Origin of the sequence: Pseudoduganella aquatica (genome assembly GCF_009857595.1) — a bacterium.
GTDB lineage: Bacteria > Pseudomonadota > Gammaproteobacteria > Burkholderiales > Burkholderiaceae_D > Rugamonas > Rugamonas aquatica_A.
Genome location: NZ_WWCU01000004.1, coordinates 140,085 through 156,689, shown reverse-complemented (window position 1 = coordinate 156,689; position 16,605 = coordinate 140,085). Strand labels below are relative to the sequence as shown.

General features: G+C 66.1%; 17 protein-coding genes. 8 read left to right on the top strand and 9 right to left on the bottom strand.

The genetic code is table 11. The features are described 5' to 3' along the window. From GTP77_RS05765 to GTP77_RS05735, 7 genes are all read left to right on the top strand, one after another. Positions 1-357 (top strand): STAS domain-containing protein, encoded by a 357-nt coding sequence (locus tag GTP77_RS05765; RefSeq protein WP_161071228.1) that lies wholly within the window; start codon positions 1-3, stop codon positions 355-357. Next, positions 354-770 carry an ATP-binding protein gene (locus GTP77_RS05760; RefSeq protein ID WP_161071227.1) on the top strand — a complete coding sequence of 139 codons (417 nt, stop codon included), beginning with the start codon at positions 354-356 and terminating at the stop codon, positions 768-770. Before GTP77_RS05765 ends, GTP77_RS05760 begins: the two co-directional genes overlap by 4 nt. After that, complete coding sequence (locus GTP77_RS05755; protein ID WP_161071226.1) at positions 755-1,795, top strand: ATP-binding SpoIIE family protein phosphatase; 1,041 nt, start codon at positions 755-757, stop codon at positions 1,793-1,795. The genes GTP77_RS05760 and GTP77_RS05755 overlap by 16 nt, the downstream gene beginning before the upstream one ends. Then, positions 1,792-3,597, top strand: coding sequence for an ATP-binding protein (locus GTP77_RS05750; RefSeq protein ID WP_161071225.1), 1,806 nt, complete (start codon positions 1,792-1,794; stop codon positions 3,595-3,597). The genes GTP77_RS05755 and GTP77_RS05750 overlap by 4 nt, the downstream gene beginning before the upstream one ends. Beyond that, positions 3,594-5,108, top strand: a complete 1,515-nt coding sequence (locus tag GTP77_RS05745) for an ATP-binding response regulator (RefSeq protein ID WP_161071224.1) — start codon at positions 3,594-3,596, stop codon at positions 5,106-5,108. The genes GTP77_RS05750 and GTP77_RS05745 overlap by 4 nt, the downstream gene beginning before the upstream one ends. 107 nt (positions 5,109-5,215) lie before the next feature. Then, positions 5,216-5,569 (top strand): hypothetical protein, encoded by a 354-nt coding sequence (locus tag GTP77_RS05740; protein WP_161071223.1) that lies wholly within the window; start codon positions 5,216-5,218, stop codon positions 5,567-5,569. A 20-nt stretch (positions 5,570-5,589) separates the two neighbouring features. After that, positions 5,590-6,378 carry a trypsin-like serine peptidase gene (locus tag GTP77_RS05735; protein ID WP_161071222.1) on the top strand — a complete coding sequence of 263 codons (789 nt, stop codon included), beginning with the start codon at positions 5,590-5,592 and terminating at the stop codon, positions 6,376-6,378. Positions 6,379-6,541: 163 nt separating this feature from the next. Here the strand turns inward: GTP77_RS05735 and GTP77_RS05730 are convergent, their stop codons facing one another. The 8 genes from GTP77_RS05730 to cyoA are packed head-to-tail and all read right to left on the bottom strand — an operon-like array spanning position 6,542 to position 14,638. Beyond that, positions 6,542-7,855, bottom strand: coding sequence for a TonB family protein (locus tag GTP77_RS05730; protein ID WP_161071221.1), 1,314 nt, complete (start codon positions 7,853-7,855; stop codon positions 6,542-6,544). A 56-nt stretch (positions 7,856-7,911) separates the two neighbouring features. Continuing rightward, positions 7,912-8,454, bottom strand: a complete 543-nt coding sequence (locus tag GTP77_RS05725; RefSeq protein ID WP_161071220.1) for a response regulator transcription factor — start codon at positions 8,452-8,454, stop codon at positions 7,912-7,914. A gap of 4 nt (positions 8,455-8,458) precedes the next feature. Then, on the bottom strand, positions 8,459-9,778 hold the full coding sequence (locus GTP77_RS05720) for an ATP-binding protein (protein ID WP_161071219.1): 1,320 nt from the start codon (positions 9,776-9,778) through the stop codon (positions 8,459-8,461). Positions 9,779-9,826: 48 nt separating this feature from the next. Then, a complete protein-coding gene (locus GTP77_RS05715) occupies positions 9,827-10,657 on the bottom strand; it encodes an SURF1 family protein (protein WP_161071218.1) in 831 nt (276 codons plus the stop codon). After that, entirely contained in the window at positions 10,654-11,058 is a 405-nt protein-coding gene (cyoD, locus tag GTP77_RS05710) for a cytochrome o ubiquinol oxidase subunit IV (RefSeq protein WP_056390311.1), read from the bottom strand. Before cyoD ends, GTP77_RS05715 begins: the two co-directional genes overlap by 4 nt. Then, positions 11,055-11,666, bottom strand: a complete 612-nt coding sequence (cyoC, locus tag GTP77_RS05705; RefSeq protein WP_056390314.1) for a cytochrome o ubiquinol oxidase subunit III — start codon at positions 11,664-11,666, stop codon at positions 11,055-11,057. Before cyoC ends, cyoD begins: the two co-directional genes overlap by 4 nt. Then, entirely contained in the window at positions 11,659-13,653 is a 1,995-nt protein-coding gene (cyoB, locus tag GTP77_RS05700) for a cytochrome o ubiquinol oxidase subunit I (RefSeq protein WP_161071217.1), read from the bottom strand. Before cyoB ends, cyoC begins: the two co-directional genes overlap by 8 nt. Then, positions 13,637-14,638, bottom strand: coding sequence for a ubiquinol oxidase subunit II (gene cyoA, locus GTP77_RS05695; protein WP_161071216.1), 1,002 nt, complete (start codon positions 14,636-14,638; stop codon positions 13,637-13,639). The genes cyoB and cyoA overlap by 17 nt, the downstream gene beginning before the upstream one ends. 128 nt (positions 14,639-14,766) lie before the next feature. Between cyoA and GTP77_RS05690 the strand changes: the two genes are divergently transcribed. Next, positions 14,767-16,116 carry an MFS transporter gene (locus GTP77_RS05690; RefSeq protein ID WP_161071215.1) on the top strand — a complete coding sequence of 450 codons (1,350 nt, stop codon included), beginning with the start codon at positions 14,767-14,769 and terminating at the stop codon, positions 16,114-16,116. A 187-nt stretch (positions 16,117-16,303) separates the two neighbouring features. Here the strand turns inward: GTP77_RS05690 and GTP77_RS05685 are convergent, their stop codons facing one another. Then, positions 16,304-16,492, bottom strand: a complete 189-nt coding sequence (locus GTP77_RS05685) for a hypothetical protein (protein ID WP_161071214.1) — start codon at positions 16,490-16,492, stop codon at positions 16,304-16,306. Positions 16,493-16,605: the final 113 nt, after the last annotated feature.

Below are 16,605 nucleotides of genomic sequence, written 5' to 3'. Positions count from 1 at the left end.
ATGGAACGCATCCCGATACTCAAGATGGGCCAGCTGCTGCTGGTGACCATACAGGTCGACATGCACGACAGGCTGGCGATGACCCTGCAGGACGACCTGACCGCGCGCATCGTGCAGGACCGCGCGCGCGGCGTGCTGATCGACATTTCCACGCTGGACATCGTGGACTCCTTTATCGGCCGCATGATCAGCAACACCGCCGCCATGGCGCGCGTGCTGGACGCGCACACCGTGCTGGTGGGCATGCAGCCGGCCGTGGCCATCACGCTGGTGGAGCTGGGCCTCAAGCTGGAAGGCGTACAGACGGCGCTGAACGTCGAAAAAGGCGTACAGCTGCTTCAGCGCCAGATCGCATGAACGCGCCTCCTCCCGGCGCCGTGGTGCTGCCGCTGCGGCTCGACGAGGACGTGGTGCGGCTGCGCCAGCAGGTGCGCGAGCAGCTGGTGGCGCAGCGCTTCAGCCTGGTCGACCAGACCAAGATGGTGACGGCGGCCAGCGAGCTGGCGCGCAACACGCTGCGCTACGGCGGCGGCGGCGAGGCGCACCTGCTCCACGTCAACAACGGCATGCGGCGCGGGCTGCAGCTGGTGTTCACCGACGATGGTCCCGGCATCGACGATATTCCCCGCGCCCTCACCGATGGCTACACCAGCGGCGGCGGCATGGGCCTGGGACTGTCCGGCGCCAAGCGGCTGGCGGACGAGTTCGACATTATTTCGGCGCCCGGCGCCGGCACCACCGTCAGCATCACCAAATGGAAACCTTTCTAAATCCGCCGCAGCAGTGCTGCCCGGTATCCGACGCCACCCACGTGGCCGCCGCGCGCCGCGCCGCCGCCGAACTGGGCGCGCAAGCCGGGCTGGACCCGGTGCGCGCCGGCGAGCTGGCCATCGTGGTGACCGAAGCGGCAAGCAACATCCTGAAACACGCCGGCCACGGCGAGATCCTGCTGCGCGCGCTGCACGCCGGCGGCCGGGCCGGTGTGGAAGTGCTGGCGCTGGACAACGGTCCCGGCATGGCCAGCCTGGCCACCAGCCTGCAGGACGGGCGCACCACGGCGGGCAGCTACGGCGTGGGCCTGGGCGCGATGCAGCGCCTGTCGAGCAGTTTCGACGCCTACAGCGCGCCCGGCCAGGGCACGGTGGTCTGGCTGACGCTATGGCCGCAGCCGAACCAGGCCGACGCGGCCGCGCCGCCGCTGGCGCTGGACGTGGGCGTGGTCTGCCTGCCCATGCACGGCGAAACCGCCTGCGGCGACGGCTGGGCGCTGGCCTGCGGCCCCACCAGCGCCACGGTGCTGGTGGCCGACGGCCTGGGCCACGGCCCGCTGGCGGCCGACGCCTCGCGCCTGGCCGCGCAAACCGTGCTGGCCAATCCGGCCCAGCCCGCTTCCGTGCTGCTGCAGGACGTGCACGATGCGCTGCGCGCCACGCGCGGCGCGGCGGCCGCCGTGGTGCGCATCGACATGCTGGCAGGGCAGCTGCAACTGGCCGGGGTGGGCAATATTGCCTGCCACGCCTGGAGCGACGGCGCGCGGCGCCAGCTGGTGTCGCACAACGGCATCGTCGGCAGCAATATGCGCAAGGTGCAGGAATTCCCCGCGCCCTGGGACCATGACGGCATGCTGATACTGCATAGCGACGGCCTGGGCTCGCGCTGGAACCTGGACGACTACCCCGGCCTGGCCCGGCGCCATCCGGCCGTGATCGCCGCCGTGCTGTACCGCGATTTCTCGCGCCGCCGCGACGACGTCAGCGTGCTGGTGCTGCGCGACCACCAGGGAGGCCAGCCATGAGCCTGCGCATCCTCAGCATGGCCATCGTGGCCGAGGTGGACGTGGTGGCCTCGCGCCAGCGCGCGCGCCAGATCGCCGCGCTGTGCGGCTTCGGCGGCCAGGACCAGACCCGCATTGCCACCGCCGTGTCCGAACTGGCGCGCAACGTCTACAACTACGCCAGCAGCGGCCGCATCGAGTTCAGCGTGGAAGGCGGCACCGCGCCGCAGCTGCTGGTGATACGCATCGAGGACCAGGGGCCGGGCATCGCCAACCTCCAGCTGGTGCTGTCGGGGCGCTACCAGTCCCCCACCGGCATGGGCATGGGCCTGCTGGGCGCGCGCCGCCTGATGGACCAGTGCGACATCAATACCGAGCCCGGCAAGGGCACCTTGATCCTGCTGAAGAAGCTGCTGCCGGCCGAGGCGCCGCTGCTGACGGCGGCGGCGGTGGGCGCGCTCGGCGCCCAGCTGCACGCCCTGCCGCCGGACGCTGCGCTGTCGGAAATGCAGCAGCAGAACAAGGAACTGCTGGCCACGCTGGCCGAACTGAACGCGCGCCAGGAAGAGCTGCTGCAGCTCACGCGCGAGCTGGAGGACACCAACCGCGGCGTGGTGGCGCTGTACGCCGAGCTGGACCAGCAAGCCGAGCATCTGCGCGGCGCCGACGAGATGAAGACGCGCTTCCTGTCGAATATGAGCCACGAGTTCCGCACCCCGCTCAATTCCATACGCGCGCTGTCCAAGCTGCTGCTGGACCGCATTGACGGCGACCTGGGCAGCGAGCAGGAAAAACAGGTCGGCTACATCCTGAAAAGCGCCGAGTCGCTGGCCGAGCTGGTGGACGACCTGCTGGACCTGGCCAAGATCGAAGCGGGCAAGATCGACATCCACAGCGCCGACTTCGACGTCGGCGAGATGTTCAGCGCGCTGCGCGGCATGCTGCGCCCGCTGCTGGTGAGCGCCAAGGTGGACCTGGTGTTCGACATGCCGGAGCCGGAGCTGCATATGTTCAGCGACGAGGCCAAGCTGTCGCAGATCCTGCGCAACTTCATTTCGAACGCCCTCAAGTTCACCGAGGCGGGCCAGGTGCGCGTGTCGGCCGAGCTGCTGCCGGACGGCGCCGGCGTGCGCTTTGCCGTGCAGGACAGCGGCATCGGCATCGCGCCCGAAGACCAGCAGATGGTGTTTGAAGAATTCAGCCAGGTGGCGGGCCACCTGCAGCGCAGCGCCAAGGGCACCGGCCTGGGCCTGCCGCTGTGCCGCAAGCTGGCCGGGCTGCTGGGCGGCAGGGTCGGCCTGACCAGCACGCCTGGCGTGGGCTCGACCTTCTTCGCCACCCTGCCGCGCATGCTGCGCGAATCCGCTCCGCCGCTGCACGATGGACTGGCCGCCGGCCCTGCGCCCGGCGGCGCCGACGGCGGCATCCCGGTGCTGGTGGTCGAGGACGACCGCACCGCCATGCTGCTGTACCGCAGCTTCTTCCGCAACACCCCCTACCGCGCCGTGTGGGCGCGCAGCCTGTGGGAGGCCGAGCAGGTCTGGAACACCACGCCGCCGGCCGCCGTCATCCTCGACCTGTACCTGAACGGCACCGACACCTGGCGCTGGCTGACGCAGACCAAGAACGACGAGCGGCGCCGCCATGTGCCGGTGATTATCGCGTCCGAAGTGGCGGACCGCCAGAAAGCCTATGCGCTGGGGGCGGACGCCTATTTCGTCAAGCCGGTGCCGCGCGCCGAACTGCTGGCCCAGCTCAATGCCCTTTACCTGGCGGCGTCCGGCGCCGGCGCGCCGCCACCCAACCAGCACGAGGCACCATGATGTCGCACGACCTGATCCTCAATGTGGACGATACCGAAGCGGCGCGCTACGCCAAGTCGCGCATCCTGCAGCGCGCCGGATTCCAGGTCATCGAAGCGGCCAGCGGCGGCGAGGCCCTGGCCAAGACGGCCAGCGAAAACCCGGCCCTGGTGCTGCTCGACACCAAGCTGCCCGACCTGAGCGGCTTTGAAGTGTGCCGCCGCCTGAAACAGAACCCGCACACCGCCATGGTGCTGGTGCTGCAGACTTCGGCGTCCTACGTGGCCTCGCCGGACCGCGTGCGGGCGCTCGACAGCGGCGCCGACAACTACCTGATCGAGCCGATCGAACCGGAAGAGCTGGTGGCCAATGTGCGCGCCCTGCTGCGGCTGGCCAAGGCGGAGCGCGAGCTGCGCGAGGCGAACCGCCTGAAAGACGAGTTCCTGGCCATCCTGGCGCACGAGCTGCGCAATCCGCTGGGGCCGATCCGCAACGCGGTGGAGGTGCTGCGCAATCTCGACCCGTACGCGCCGCAGCCGCAGGAGAGCGCGCGCCAGATGATCATCCGGCAGACCGACCACATGGTGCGCCTGGTGGACGATTTGCTGGACGTGTCGCGCATTTCGCAGGGCAAGATCACGCTGCGGGTGGCGCCGGTGGAGCTGGGCGAGATGCTGCGTTCGGTGCTCGACACCGCGCGCGAGGCGTGCGAGCGGCGGCGCCACGCCCTGTCCGTCGAGCTGCCCGACGAGCCGCTGTGGGTGGCCGGCGACGGCGTGCGCCTGGCGCAGATCGCCGGCAACCTGCTCAACAACGCCTGCAAGTTCACGCCGCTGGGCGGCGTCGTCACCGCCAGCCTGACGCGCGAGGGCGACACGGCGCTGATACGCATCCGCGACAACGGCATCGGCATTCCGGCCGCGCAGATCGGCAACATCTTCAAACTGTTCGCGCAGGCCGGGCATGCGTCGGACCGCGTGCAGGACGGCCTGGGCATCGGCCTGTCGCTGGTACGCACGCTGGTGGACCTGCACGGCGGCAGCGTGGCCGCTGAAAGCCCCGGCGAAGGCCAGGGCAGCACGTTCGAGATCCGCCTGCCGCTGTGCGCCGCGCCGGAGGGCGTGGCGAGCACCGCCGCCGCCGAAGACAGCCCGGCAGCCGGGCCGAGCAGGCGTGTGCTGGTCGTGGACGACAACGTCGACTCGGCCGACATGGTGGCCTCGCTGCTCAGCTTTTGCGGCCACGAGGTGGTCACCGCCCACACCGGCACGGACGCCATCCGCCTGGCGCTGGCGTTCCGGCCGCACTTGGTGTTCCTCGACATCGGCCTGCCGGACATGCCCGGCACGGAAGCGGCCAGCGCCATGCGCAAGCTGCCCGAGCTGGCCGGCGTGCGCCTGGTGGCGCTCAGCGGCTACGGCCAGGAGCGCGACCGCGAAAACGCCCTGGCCGCAGGCTTCGACCGCCACCTGACCAAGCCGGCCACATTCGAGGCGCTGGAAGCGGCGGTGCGCGATCTGCACTTGCCATGACCTGCGTCAAGGCAGTCCCCACAAAACATTGCATATCCACCGGGCCGGCATAGGCTGAACTTTAGCAAGCGGGGCAGGCCTGTCCGCTTCACCTAAAGGAGGCGACTATGTTGATCAACTCACCATCCCACGCTGCGCTGGCCGCCCTGTTCATGGCGGGCTCGGCTTTTGCAGCGCCGCAGGACACCACCACCAGCATCAAGCGCGACGCCGACCCGCAGCGCGCCGCGGCCGAGCCGTCCTACCAGACGCGCGAGGAGCGGCTCAGCGCCAAGCCGCTGGACTGGAACGTGACCAAGGGCAAGCCCAAACGCCAGTCGCAGACGGCGGCCGAGAAGAAGGCGCTGGCCGGCGCCAAGCCCGAGCTGTCCGAAGGCGGCGCGCCCGATCCCAAGGCGGACGAGGAGGCGCGCCGCCTGCATCCGGACGACTGGAAGGCAGCGGACCAAAAGCAACGCTAACCACGGCAGGGAGATCTGAAATGGACAAGCACACAGGCAAGAAGGCGCTGGCGGGCTCGGCGGCATGGGCGGCGCTGGCTGCATTGGCAGGGCTCGGTTTCGCCGGCCCGGCCGGCGCCACGGTCGACATCTTCACGCAATACCAGGAAACGAACAACGCCAATACGCCGCGCGCGATCGGCAAGCTGTTCACCAGCGCGGGCACCTGCTCGGCGTCCGTCATCAGCGGCAACAACATCATCGTGACGGCGGCGCACTGCTGCTACGACCGCTCGCGCAACAACTGGATAGGCGGCTGGTCCTTCGCGCCGGCCTACAACAGCGGCAATGCGCCCTTCGGCATGTTCACCTGGTCGCAGGCGCGCATACTGACCAGCTGGATCAATAATGGGGATGTGGCTTCCGACGTCTGCCTGATCGCGCTGCAGAACGACTCGGCCGGGCGCGGCGTGACCTTCTACACGGGATGGCTGGGGCGGTCGTGGAATTACGGAAGCGTGCTCAGCCAGCATGCGCTGGGCTATCCGGGCAATCTGGGCGGCGGGAATACGCTGCAGGCCTGCGCGTCCGAGAGCTTCAGTCCCAGTGGGAGCTGCGGCGGCACCTCGGTGCTCAACACCGGCTGCTCGATGACCTTCGGCTCCAGCGGCGGACCGTGGCTGCGCGACTACCGGGGCGGCAACCATGTGGACTCGGTGGTGCACGGCTACGACAGCGCCAGCTGCACCGGCACCTTCGGCCAGACCTTCAACGGCGCGCGCTTCACCAGCGGGAATATCGCCACGCTGTGCACGGCGCAGGGGTGCTGAGCGGCGGCTCAGGCATGGCGGGTTACGTCGGCTGTCGCCGCCTAACCCGCCCTACGCCCAGCGCAATCCCGCCGCAATTCCGCCGCAATTCCGCCGCCAATTCTGCGGGCTCGTAGGGCGGGTTAGCGGCGCAGCCGCGTAACCCGCCAGCGCCGCCGCCCCGCTATTTCTTGCCGCTCAATCCGCTCAACTGCGCGCGCCACTGCGCTGCCGCAGCCACATCCACCGGACGGCCCAGTTCGCCGCGCTCCGCCACTTTCAGCATGCGCTGCACCGCCGGCAGATACCCGCGCTGCGCGGCCAGCTCATACAAGCGCAGCGCCTCCGCCTCGTCCTTGCGCGCGCCGCTGCCCTGCTCCATCATGCCGCCCAGCGCGAACTGCGCCACCGGGTAGCTCTGCGCAGCAGCCTTTCGGTACCATTCGGCAGCCACGGCCGTATCAGCCTCCGTGCCCTTGCCTTCTGCATAGGCATTCCCCAGCAAGTACTGCACAACCGGCGAACCCTTCGCCGCAGCCTTCTCCAGCAAGGGCAAGGCTTCCGCCTGGTCGCGTGGCGACTGCGAGCGCAGCAGCTCCATGCCCAGCCCCTGCAGCGCGGTCTGCTCGCCCAGTTCCGCCCCCCGGCGCAGCATGCGCTGCGCTTCGTCCGGGTCGCGCGCCACGCCCACGCCGCCGAAGTACATGGAAGCCAGGCCGGTGTACGCAATCGGCAAACCCGCATCGGCCGCCTTGCGCACCCAGGCATAGCCCTGCGCAGGATCCCGCTCGACGCCCTTGCCCGTCATATATTGCCCGCCCACCGCCATCATCGCCATCGCATGGCCCTGCTCGGCGGCTTTCATCAGCAAGGGATGCGCCAGCGCGACGTCCGCTTCGCTGCCCTTGCCGGCCAGGTAGTAGCTGCCCAGCATGAACTGCGCCTCGGCATAGCCGGTTTCCGCCGCCCTCTTCAGCCACGCCATCGCCTGCGCATCGTCGTGCTTCACACCCTTGCCGGTACGGATCAGTTCCGCCACCTTGTATTGCGCCTGCGGGTCGCCGCCCTCGGCCGCCGCCAGCGCCTCGGCGAACGCCGCCTGCAAGGCGGGATCTTTCTCGGGCAGGTCCAGTACCCACTTGTATTGCATCTGCATCCATGTGGTCGTGGGCTGGCCGCCTACCGTTCCGGGCTTGAACTTGCACTTGGCCAGGCCGAAGCGCGCGGCCTCGTCCAGCAGCGGATAGCCGCTGGATTTGTTCACCTTGGACTCGACCACCGTGCCGTCCTCGCCGATCTTGAACGCCATCGTGACGGTGCCCTGCTGCTCGCGCCGCAGCGCTTCCTGCGGCCAGACCGGTTTGTCGCACTTGCTGAAATCGGCCACGGCGCGGGTCGCCTTGGCGGGCGCGGCGGGCGTTTCGGCGCGGGCCGGGCCATGCAGGGTGGAGATGGCCACGGCCAGCGCCGCAGCTTGCTTCAAACGTGCCGTATCCATGGTGCCACCCTGCCGGTTAGTAAAAAAACCATCTTACCGGCTTGATATGCCCCTGTCTACTTCACGCGCTGCTTTTCCAGCTTGCGCGCCAGCGTGCGGCGGTGCATGCCGAGGCGGCGGGCGGCCTCGGAGATGTTGAAGTCGGTCTCGGCCAGCACTTCGTGGATGCGCTCCCACTCCAGCGTCTTGATGGATGTGGAGCGGTTGGTCATTTCCACCTCGGCGCTGCCGGCCACGTGGGCAAAGGCGGCTTCGATGTCGTCGGTGTTGGACGGCTTGGCCAGGTACTGGCAGGCGCCCAGCTTGATCGCTTCCACCGCCGTGTTGATGCTGGCGAAGCCGGTCAGCACCACGATCAGCATCTCCGGGTCGTGCGCGTGCAGCATCTGCACGCACAGCAGGCCGGAGGTGTTGTTCTTCAGTTTCAGGTCCACCACGGCGTAGCCCGGCGTATGCTCTTCGAGCAGCGCCTCGGCCTCCTCCAGGCTGGCCGCCAGCAGCACCTGGTAGCCGCGCCGCTCGAAGGAACGGCCCAGCGTGCGCGCAAAGGCGGCGTCGTCCTCGATGATGATGAGCTGGCGTACTTCTTCTTCGGTCATTCCTCTATTCCTCTTCCACTGCAATGGCCGTCAGCGGCAAGCTCAGCAAGACGGCGGCGCCGCCCTCCGGCCGGTTGCCAGCCTCCACCGTGCCGCCCAGGGTGCGCGCCACGTTCACCGTCAGGAACAGGCCCAGCCCACGGCCCGGCTTGCCCTTGCTTGAATTGTAGGGCTTGCCGAACTGCTCCAGGATGTCGGGCGCGAAGCCCGGGCCGCTGTCGCTGACCAGCAGCTTGATGGCGCCGTCCTCGCAGCGCGCCTCCAGCCGCACCCACTCGGGCGATGCTTCCAGTGCATTATCCAGCACATTGCAGATCATCTGCTTGAAGGCCGTGTCGAACACGACCGGCATGTCCTCGATGGTGTTGCGGTAATCGAAGGACGCCACCGGCCGGCTGGCGCACCATTCCTGCACCAGCTCGTCGAGGAAGGTGTTGATGGTGGTACGCGCCGACGATTCGCCGCGCGCCTCGCCCGCCGACAGCAGGATGCCGCTGACGATGGATTTGCAGCGCGCCAGCTGGGCCTGCATCTCGCCGATTTCCTCCAGCAGTTCCGGATTCTTGCTGAACTCCGGCATGCGGCGCCAGTCGCCCAGTATCACCGACAGCGTGGCCAGCGGCGTGCCCAGCTCGTGCGCCGCGCCCGAGGCGAGCAGGCCCATGCGGACGATATGCTCCTCCTCTGCGGCGCGCTGGCGCATGCTGGCCAGCATGGCGTCGCCGGCGCGCAAATTGCTCATGATGCGGGTGATGAACACCACCAGCAGCGCGGCGTTCAGCGCGAAGCAGATCAGCATTCCCTGGATATACAGGCTGAAGTAGCCACGCTCGTGGAACAGCGGCAGCGCGATGGGCTTGGACCACACGGACAATCCGGCCAGGCAGGCGCTGGCGATGGCGACGATGGTCCAGGTGGACCAGGCCTCCAGCAGCACCGCGCTGAGGATGACCTGCAGCAGGTAGAGGTAGACAAAGGGATTCGAGGTGCCGCCGCTCAGGTAGAGCTGGGCCGTGAGGCTGGCCACGTCCACCAGGATGGCGAGAAACAGTTCGCCGTTCGACACGGCCCATTTCTCATGCCAGCGCAGCTGGCTGGCGACGTTGAAGGCGATCAGGCAGGCCAGCACTTCCAGCATGTAGACCAGCGGCAGCTTGATGCCTATGCCCCAGGCCACCACGAGGATGGTGGTGATCTGCCCGGCCACGGCGATCCAGCGCAGCTGTATCAGCTGCTGCATGTTCTGATGCCCTGCCGCCTGGCCGGCGCGGGCCGCCGCCAGGAAGGACGGCAATTTTGCTATTGAAAGTAGTTGGCCCGACATTCATCCTCGCCTGAGTTATGCGGCCTGCGTGCAGGCCTGCGTGCCCCGCTACTTGCCGGCGCGGCGGCGCTCGTCGCGTATCACCCACGCCAGCGCGGCCGCCATCATAGCAGCCAGCGCGTACCAGGTGAGAGCATAAACCAAGTGATTGTTCGGGAAAGAAATAACCGTCATGCCGCCATAGGGGCGCAGCGGTTCCGCAAGATCGGCCACGTACTGGCCGGCATCGGCGTCGACAAAGTATGGCGCCACGCGCGCCGGCTGCAGGCCGCGCGCGGTGGCGATGGCGTGCACGTCGCGCGCATACCAGCGGTTCTGCGCCGGGTCGTTGGCGCGCAGGCCCATCGGCCCCTTGCCCACTTCGCTGATGCGCAGCAAGCCGTTCAGTCGCACCGGGGCGCGGCCGGCCAGCGCGGCGGCGGCGCAGGCGTCGGTGCCGGCAGGGACCACGGCGTTCAGGCTGCCTTCCAGCCCGGCAGCCGCCTCCAGCGGAATGAAACCGCGGTTGACAATGACGGTGCCGCCGTCGGCCTGGCACAGCGGCGTGAGCAGCCAATAGCCTGGGCCGCGCTCGGTGGTGGCCTGCGCCTTGGTGGAGTATTCGGGGAGCAATCTGCCCGTCAGGAAGACGTGCTTGTATTCATCGGTGTCTGCGGACACCCTGGCCCAGTCCTGCGGACCGGGCGCGGGAACCGGCTCCGCGTGCACGCGTGCGTCGACGCGTTCGATCAGAGCCAGTTTCCATTGCAGGCGCTGGACTTGCCACGTGCCCAGCGCGAGCAGTACTACGATGACAAGCACCGCGCAAGCCGCCAGCGTGTAGCGCAGGCCTGCGGAACGCAGGCGCGGCGCGGCGGCAGTGCGCGGTGCGGACATCATGGCATGTTGCGCATTTGGTGCGCGTCCATGCCCGGCATCATGTTGGCGTTCATGTGGTACATGACCCAGATCGAGCCCGACAGCACGATAACCACCAGGATCAGCGTGAACATCATGGCCAGCATGGACCAGCCGCCCTCCACTTTCGCGTTCATGTGCAGGAAGTAGACCATGTGGACCACGATCTGCACGGCCGCGAAGCCGAGGATGGTGAAGGCCGTGGTGGCCGGATTGGCGAACACATTGCCCATCACCAGCCAGAACGGAATCGCGGTCAGGATCACCGACAGGATGAAGCCTATGGTGTAGGACTTCAGGCTGCCGTGGTTGTGGTCGTCATGGCCGTGGTGGCCGTGGCCGTGATCGTCATGGCCATGGTGCTCGTGGTTGTGATCGCTCATGGCAGAACTCCCATCAGGTAAACAAAGGTGAACACGCCGATCCAGACCACGTCCAGGAAGTGCCAGAACATCGACAAACAGGTCAGGCGGCGCATGTTTTCATGCGTCAGGCCATGCTTCTTCAGCTGGAACAGCAGCGTGATCAGCCACACGATACCGAAGGTCACGTGCAGGCCGTGGGTGGCCACCAGCGACCAGAACGAGGTCAGGAAGGCGCTGCGCTGCGGACCGGCGTTTTCATGCAGCAGGTGCACGAACTCGTACAGTTCCAGCGAGATGAAGGCCGCGCCGAACAGGCCGGTGACGATCAGCCAGCCCATGGTGGCGCCCAGGCGCTTGCGGCCCGCTTCCAGCATGGCGAAGCCGTAGGTGATCGACGACAGCAGCAGCATCGAGGTGTTCAATGCCACCAGCTTCAGGTCGAACAGCTCGGCGCCGGTCGGGCCGCCCGCGTAGTTGCGGCCCAGCACGGCGTAGGTTGCGAACAGGACGGCGAAGATCAGGCAATCGCTCATCAGGTAGATCCAGAAACCGAGCAAGGTGCCGTTTTCCGGATGGTGCTCGCGCACGAAGTAGCGCGAGCTTGGGTTCAAAGTAGCGTCAGACATGGGCATTCAGCAGTTGAGTGCGAGCATCTTCGGTACGGACAACTTCGTCCGCAGGAATGTAGTAGTCGCGTTTGTAGTTAAACGTATGCGTAATGATGGCAGCCATCATGGCCACGAAGGACACGCCGGCCAGGATCCACATCTGCCAGATCAGCGCGAAGCCGATCAGGCCGCTGATCGCGGCGATCACGAAGCCCGCCCAGGTGTTCTTCGGCATGTGGATCGCGACGTAGTCCTTCAGCGGACGCTGGTAGCCGTTCTTCTTCATGTCGGCCCAGGTGTCGTTGTCGTGCACGCGCGGGGTGAACGCGAAGTTGTAGTCCGGCGGTGGCGACGAGGTCGACCATTCCAGCGTGCGGCCGTTCCATGGGTCGCCGGTGACGTCCATGTTCTGCTTGCGGTCGCGGAACGAAACCCAGAATTGCAGCAGCATGGCGCCGATACCGCCGGCGATCATGACCGCGCCCAGGGCGGCGATCTGGAACCAGATCTGCAGCGAAGGATCGTCGAAATGGCTCATGCGGCGGGTTACGCCCATCAGGCCCAGCACGTACAGCGGCATGAAGGCGAAGTAGAAGCCCACGAACCACAGCCAGAACGACCACTTGCCCCAGTAGCTGTTCAGCTTGTAGCCGAAGGCTTTCGGGAACCAGTAGTTGATGGCCGCGAACACGCCGAACACCACGCCGCCGATGATGACGTTGTGGAAGTGGGCGATCAGGAACAGCGAGTTGTGCAGCACGAAGTCGGCCGGAGGCACCGCCAGCAGAACACCGGTCATGCCACCGATCACGAAGGTGATGATGAAGCCGATGGTCCACAGCATAGGCACTTCAAAGCGGATGCGGCCACGGTACATGGTGAACAGCCAGTTGAAGATCTTGGCGCCGGTCGGGATCGAGATGATCATCGTCGTAATGCCGAAGAAGGAGTTCACCGATGCGCCGGAGCCCATGGTGAAGAAGTGGTGCAGCCATACCAGGTAGGACAGGATGGTGATCACGACGGTTGCGTACACCATGGAGGTGTAGCCGAACAGGCGCTTGCCGCAGTAGGTCGACACGATTTCCGAGAACACGCCGAACACCGGCAGCACCAGGATGTACACCTCGGGGTGGCCCCAGATCCAGATCAGGTTCACGTACAGCATGGGGTTGCCGCCCAGCTCGTTGGTGAAGAAGTTGGTGCCGAAGGTACGGTCCAGCGACAGCATGGCCAGCACGGCGGTCAGCACGGGGAACACGGCCACGATCAGCGCGTTGGTGCACAGGGCGGTCCAGGTGAACACCGGCATCTTCATCATGTCCATGCCAGGCGCGCGCATTTTCACGATGGTGACGACCAGGTTGACGCCGGACAGCAATGTCCCGACCCCGGCCACCTGTAATGACCATATGTAGTAATCCACCCCGACGTCGGGCGACGCGAGGATGCCGGACAGCGGCGGGTAGGCCAGCCAGCCGGTGCGGGCGAATTCGCCCACGAACAGCGACGCCATCACCAGGACGGCGCCGAAGGCGGTCATCCAGAAGGAGAAGTTGTTCAGGAATGGGAAAGCCACGTCGCGCGCGCCGATCTGCAGCGGCACCACGTAGTTCATCAGGCCCGTCACGAACGGCATCGCCACGAAGAAGATCATGATCACGCCGTGGGCGGTGAAGACCTGGTCGTAGTGGTGCGGCGGCAGGAAGCCGGCCGAATCGCCGAAGGAGAAGGCTTGCTGGGCGCGCATCATCAGCGCGTCGGCAAAGCCGCGCAGCAGCATGATCAAACCGAGGATCATGTACATGATGCCGATTTTCTTATGGTCGATACTGGTGATCCAGTTCGTCCACAGATTGCCCCACAGGCGGAAGTAGGAAATGGCGCCAAGCAGGCCTATGCCGCCCAGCACGACGCCGGCGAAGGTCGCCAGCAGGATAGGCTCGTGGAAGGGAATCGCTTCCCAGCTCAGCCGTCCGAAGATGAGATCAGTATCGTGTTGCATTGTTGCTCTTCATGGAAAGATTAGGCACGGGAGTCGGCGTATTGCACAGCTCGGCCGCGGTTTTCGCGCGAACGATGTCATCCGCCATCATCTTGTTGATGCAGGTGGCGCCGTCGCCGACGCAGCGGTTCAGGATGGCGTCGTACAGGTCGGCCGACACGGCGTTGTAGTAGCGCACCGGCTCTTTTTCGCTCGGCTTTTCCAGGACCTGGTAGCTGGCGCGGTCCAGCGCAACGCTGCCGGTGGAACCGGAGGCCTTGACCTTGGCAACCCAGGCGTCGAAGTCGGCATTGCTCACGCCGTGGAACTTGAAGCGCATGTGCGAGAAGCCAGCGCCGCTGTAGTTGGCCGAGAAGCCGTCGTACACGCCGGGCTTGTTGATGACCGCGTTCAGCTGCGTCTCCATGCTCGGCATGGCGTAAATCATGCCGGCCAGGGCTGGCACGTAGAAGGCATTCATCACGTTCGAGGCGGTGATTTTGTAACGTACAGGCACGTCGACCGGGGTCACCAGCTCATTCACGGTGGCGATGCCCTGCTCCGGATAGATGAACAGCCATTTCCAGTCCAGCGCCACGACCTGCACTTCCAGCGGCTTGACGCCGGCGGCCAGCGGACGCTTCTCGTCGATACGGTCCAGCGGACGATAAGGGTCGAGCTTGTGGGTGCTGATCCAGGTCAGCAGGCCCAGCACGATAATGATCAGCAGCGGAGCGCCCCAGATCACCAGTTCGAGCTTGGTGGAATGATCCCAATCGGGTTCATATTTGGCTTTAGTGTTGCTTTGGCGATACTTCCACGCAAAGAACAGGGTCAGTGCGATGACTGGGACGACTATCAGCAGCATCAGCAAAGTGGACACCACCACAAGGCGGGCCTGCTGCGCGGCGATATCGCCGGACGGGTTCATTACCACGGTGTTGCAGCCTGCAAGCAACAACAGTGGCAAAAGAGCCAATCCACGATGGTTCAAGGGAGATTTCATGCGGTAATGTACGTTACATAAAATGAATAACATGGTACTGTAACCACAACGGCTCCTCTTGGACATTGGACACTTTGTCCTACCCCTGGGGGCGGACCGTTGTACAACTATTAAGCGAGACAAGGAATATGGCCACGACGACAACATTCAACGGCGATCTTCCCGCCGAACATCCATCGCGTCAAACCAGTCAAGGGGCGCGGAATATCAATGCCAGGGATGGGCACATCGAACCCGGAGAAATAGCGATCGGGGTTGTGATAGGCCGAGCATCCGAATACTTCGACTTCTTCGTCTACGCCATCGCCTCGGTGCTGGTCTTCCCGCAGGTCTTCTTCCCCTTCGAAAGCCGCCTCGACGGCACACTTTACTCCTTTGTCATCTTCTCGTTTGCATTTATCGCCCGCCCCATCGGCTCGGTGTTGTTTATGGCGCTACAACGCCATTTCGGGCGCGAAGCCAAGCTGACGGGGGCCTTGTTCCTGCTCGGCACATCCACCGCCGGTATCGCCTTCCTGCCCGAATATGCGGACTGGGGCATGACCGCCGTGATCATGCTGTCGCTGCTGCGCGTCGGCCAGGGCTTCGCCCAAGGCGGCTCGTGGGACGGACTGCCCTCGCTGCTGGCGCTGAGCGCGCCGCAGAACAAGCGCGGCTGGTACGCCATGCTGGGCCAGCTGGGCGCCCCGGTCGGCTTCATCCTGGCCGCCGGCCTGTTCTCCTTCCTGCTGTCGGCACTGACCACGCTGGAATTCCTCGACTGGGGCTGGCGCTATCCCTTCTACGTGGCCTTCGCCATCAACGTGGTGGCGCTGTTCGCCCGCCTGCGCCTGGTGTCCACCACGGAATACACCAAGCTGCTGGACGACCACGAGCTGGACGCCACGCCGGTGATGGAACTGGCCCGTTCGCAAGGCCGCAACGTGCTGATCGGCGCGCTGGCCGCGCTGGCCAGCTACGCGCTGTTCCACCTGGTGACGGTGTTCCCGCTGTCCTGGATTAATCTGTATTCGACGCGTTCGATCAGTGACTTCCTGGGCCTGCAGATGGTGGGCGCCGTGCTGGCGGCGGGCGGCATTATCGCCTCCGGCCTGCTGGCGGACCGCTTCGGCCGCCGCACCACGCTGGGCACGCTGGCCGCGCTGATCGCCGTCTTCAGCGGCTTCGTGCCGATGCTCATGGACGGCGGCGAAGCCGGGCAGAACATCTTCCTGATGGTGGGCTTCACGCTGCTGGGCCTGTCCTACGGCCAGGCCGCCGGCGCCGTGACCGCCAACTTCCAGACCAAATACCGCTACACCGGCGCGGCGCTGACGTCCGACCTGGCGTGGCTGGTGGGCGCGGGCTTTGCGCCGCTGGTGGCGCTGGGCCTGTCGGCCAACTTCGGCCTGGCCTATGTCAGCCTTTACCTGCTGTCCGGCGCAGTCGGCTCCCTGGCCGCCCTGAGCCTGAACCGCGCACTGGAAATCCGCGACTAAGCACCGCCGCATGAATCAGAGCCCTGCATTCACACTGCAGGGCTTTTTTACATTTCACAGTCCGCAAGCACGGCGGGTTACGTGCGGCTGCGCCGCCCTAACCCGCCCTACGGTACCGAAACGCCCGTGATCTTATCTCGTAGGGCGGGTTAGCAGCGAAGCTGCGTAACCCGCCAGCGCCGCCGCATCAGCCCACCCGCAAGCCCTCCTCGCGGCGCACGGCGGCGCCGGACAGGACGCGGAGTATGGTGTGGGGATCGACTGAATGGGCCAGCAAATAGGCCCAGGCGTTGGCCGCGCCTTTCGCCGCGTCGATGCGGCGGCCCTCTTCGATGATTTGGGCAAGCTCGTGATCGCTTCTCTTGCAACAGCACATGGCACTGACTCCCTCGGACTGCCTACGGAGCTGGGTAGGCATGTGCTACTTTGGCACGGAGGATGCGCGGTCGTTTGGGCGCCTGAAAATAGTAGCACGCCCCCACCCGGGTG

Bases quoted from the DNA above. Each gene is read 5' to 3' on its own strand.
- GTP77_RS05765 (WP_161071228.1), top strand. From the start codon at position 1: ATGGAACGCATCCCGATACTCAAGATGGGCCAGCTGCTGCTGGTGACC.
- GTP77_RS05760 (WP_161071227.1), top strand. From the start codon at position 354: ATGAACGCGCCTCCTCCCGGCGCCGTGGTGCTGCCGCTGCGGCTCGAC.
- GTP77_RS05755 (WP_161071226.1), top strand. From the start codon at position 755: ATGGAAACCTTTCTAAATCCGCCGCAGCAGTGCTGCCCGGTATCCGAC.
- GTP77_RS05750 (WP_161071225.1), top strand. From the start codon at position 1,792: ATGAGCCTGCGCATCCTCAGCATGGCCATCGTGGCCGAGGTGGACGTG.
- GTP77_RS05745 (WP_161071224.1), top strand. From the start codon at position 3,594: ATGATGTCGCACGACCTGATCCTCAATGTGGACGATACCGAAGCGGCG.
- GTP77_RS05740 (WP_161071223.1), top strand. From the start codon at position 5,216: ATGTTGATCAACTCACCATCCCACGCTGCGCTGGCCGCCCTGTTCATG.
- GTP77_RS05735 (WP_161071222.1), top strand. From the start codon at position 5,590: ATGGACAAGCACACAGGCAAGAAGGCGCTGGCGGGCTCGGCGGCATGG.
- GTP77_RS05730 (WP_161071221.1), bottom strand. From the start codon at position 7,855: ATGGATACGGCACGTTTGAAGCAAGCTGCGGCGCTGGCCGTGGCCATC.
- GTP77_RS05725 (WP_161071220.1), bottom strand. From the start codon at position 8,454: ATGACCGAAGAAGAAGTACGCCAGCTCATCATCATCGAGGACGACGCC.
- GTP77_RS05720 (WP_161071219.1), bottom strand. From the start codon at position 9,778: ATGTCGGGCCAACTACTTTCAATAGCAAAATTGCCGTCCTTCCTGGCG.
- GTP77_RS05715 (WP_161071218.1), bottom strand. From the start codon at position 10,657: ATGATGTCCGCACCGCGCACTGCCGCCGCGCCGCGCCTGCGTTCCGCA.
- cyoD (WP_056390311.1), bottom strand. From the start codon at position 11,058: ATGAGCGATCACAACCACGAGCACCATGGCCATGACGATCACGGCCAC.
- cyoC (WP_056390314.1), bottom strand. From the start codon at position 11,666: ATGTCTGACGCTACTTTGAACCCAAGCTCGCGCTACTTCGTGCGCGAG.
- cyoB (WP_161071217.1), bottom strand. From the start codon at position 13,653: ATGCAACACGATACTGATCTCATCTTCGGACGGCTGAGCTGGGAAGCG.
- cyoA (WP_161071216.1), bottom strand. From the start codon at position 14,638: ATGAAATCTCCCTTGAACCATCGTGGATTGGCTCTTTTGCCACTGTTG.
- GTP77_RS05690 (WP_161071215.1), top strand. From the start codon at position 14,767: ATGGCCACGACGACAACATTCAACGGCGATCTTCCCGCCGAACATCCA.
- GTP77_RS05685 (WP_161071214.1), bottom strand. From the start codon at position 16,492: ATGTGCTGTTGCAAGAGAAGCGATCACGAGCTTGCCCAAATCATCGAA.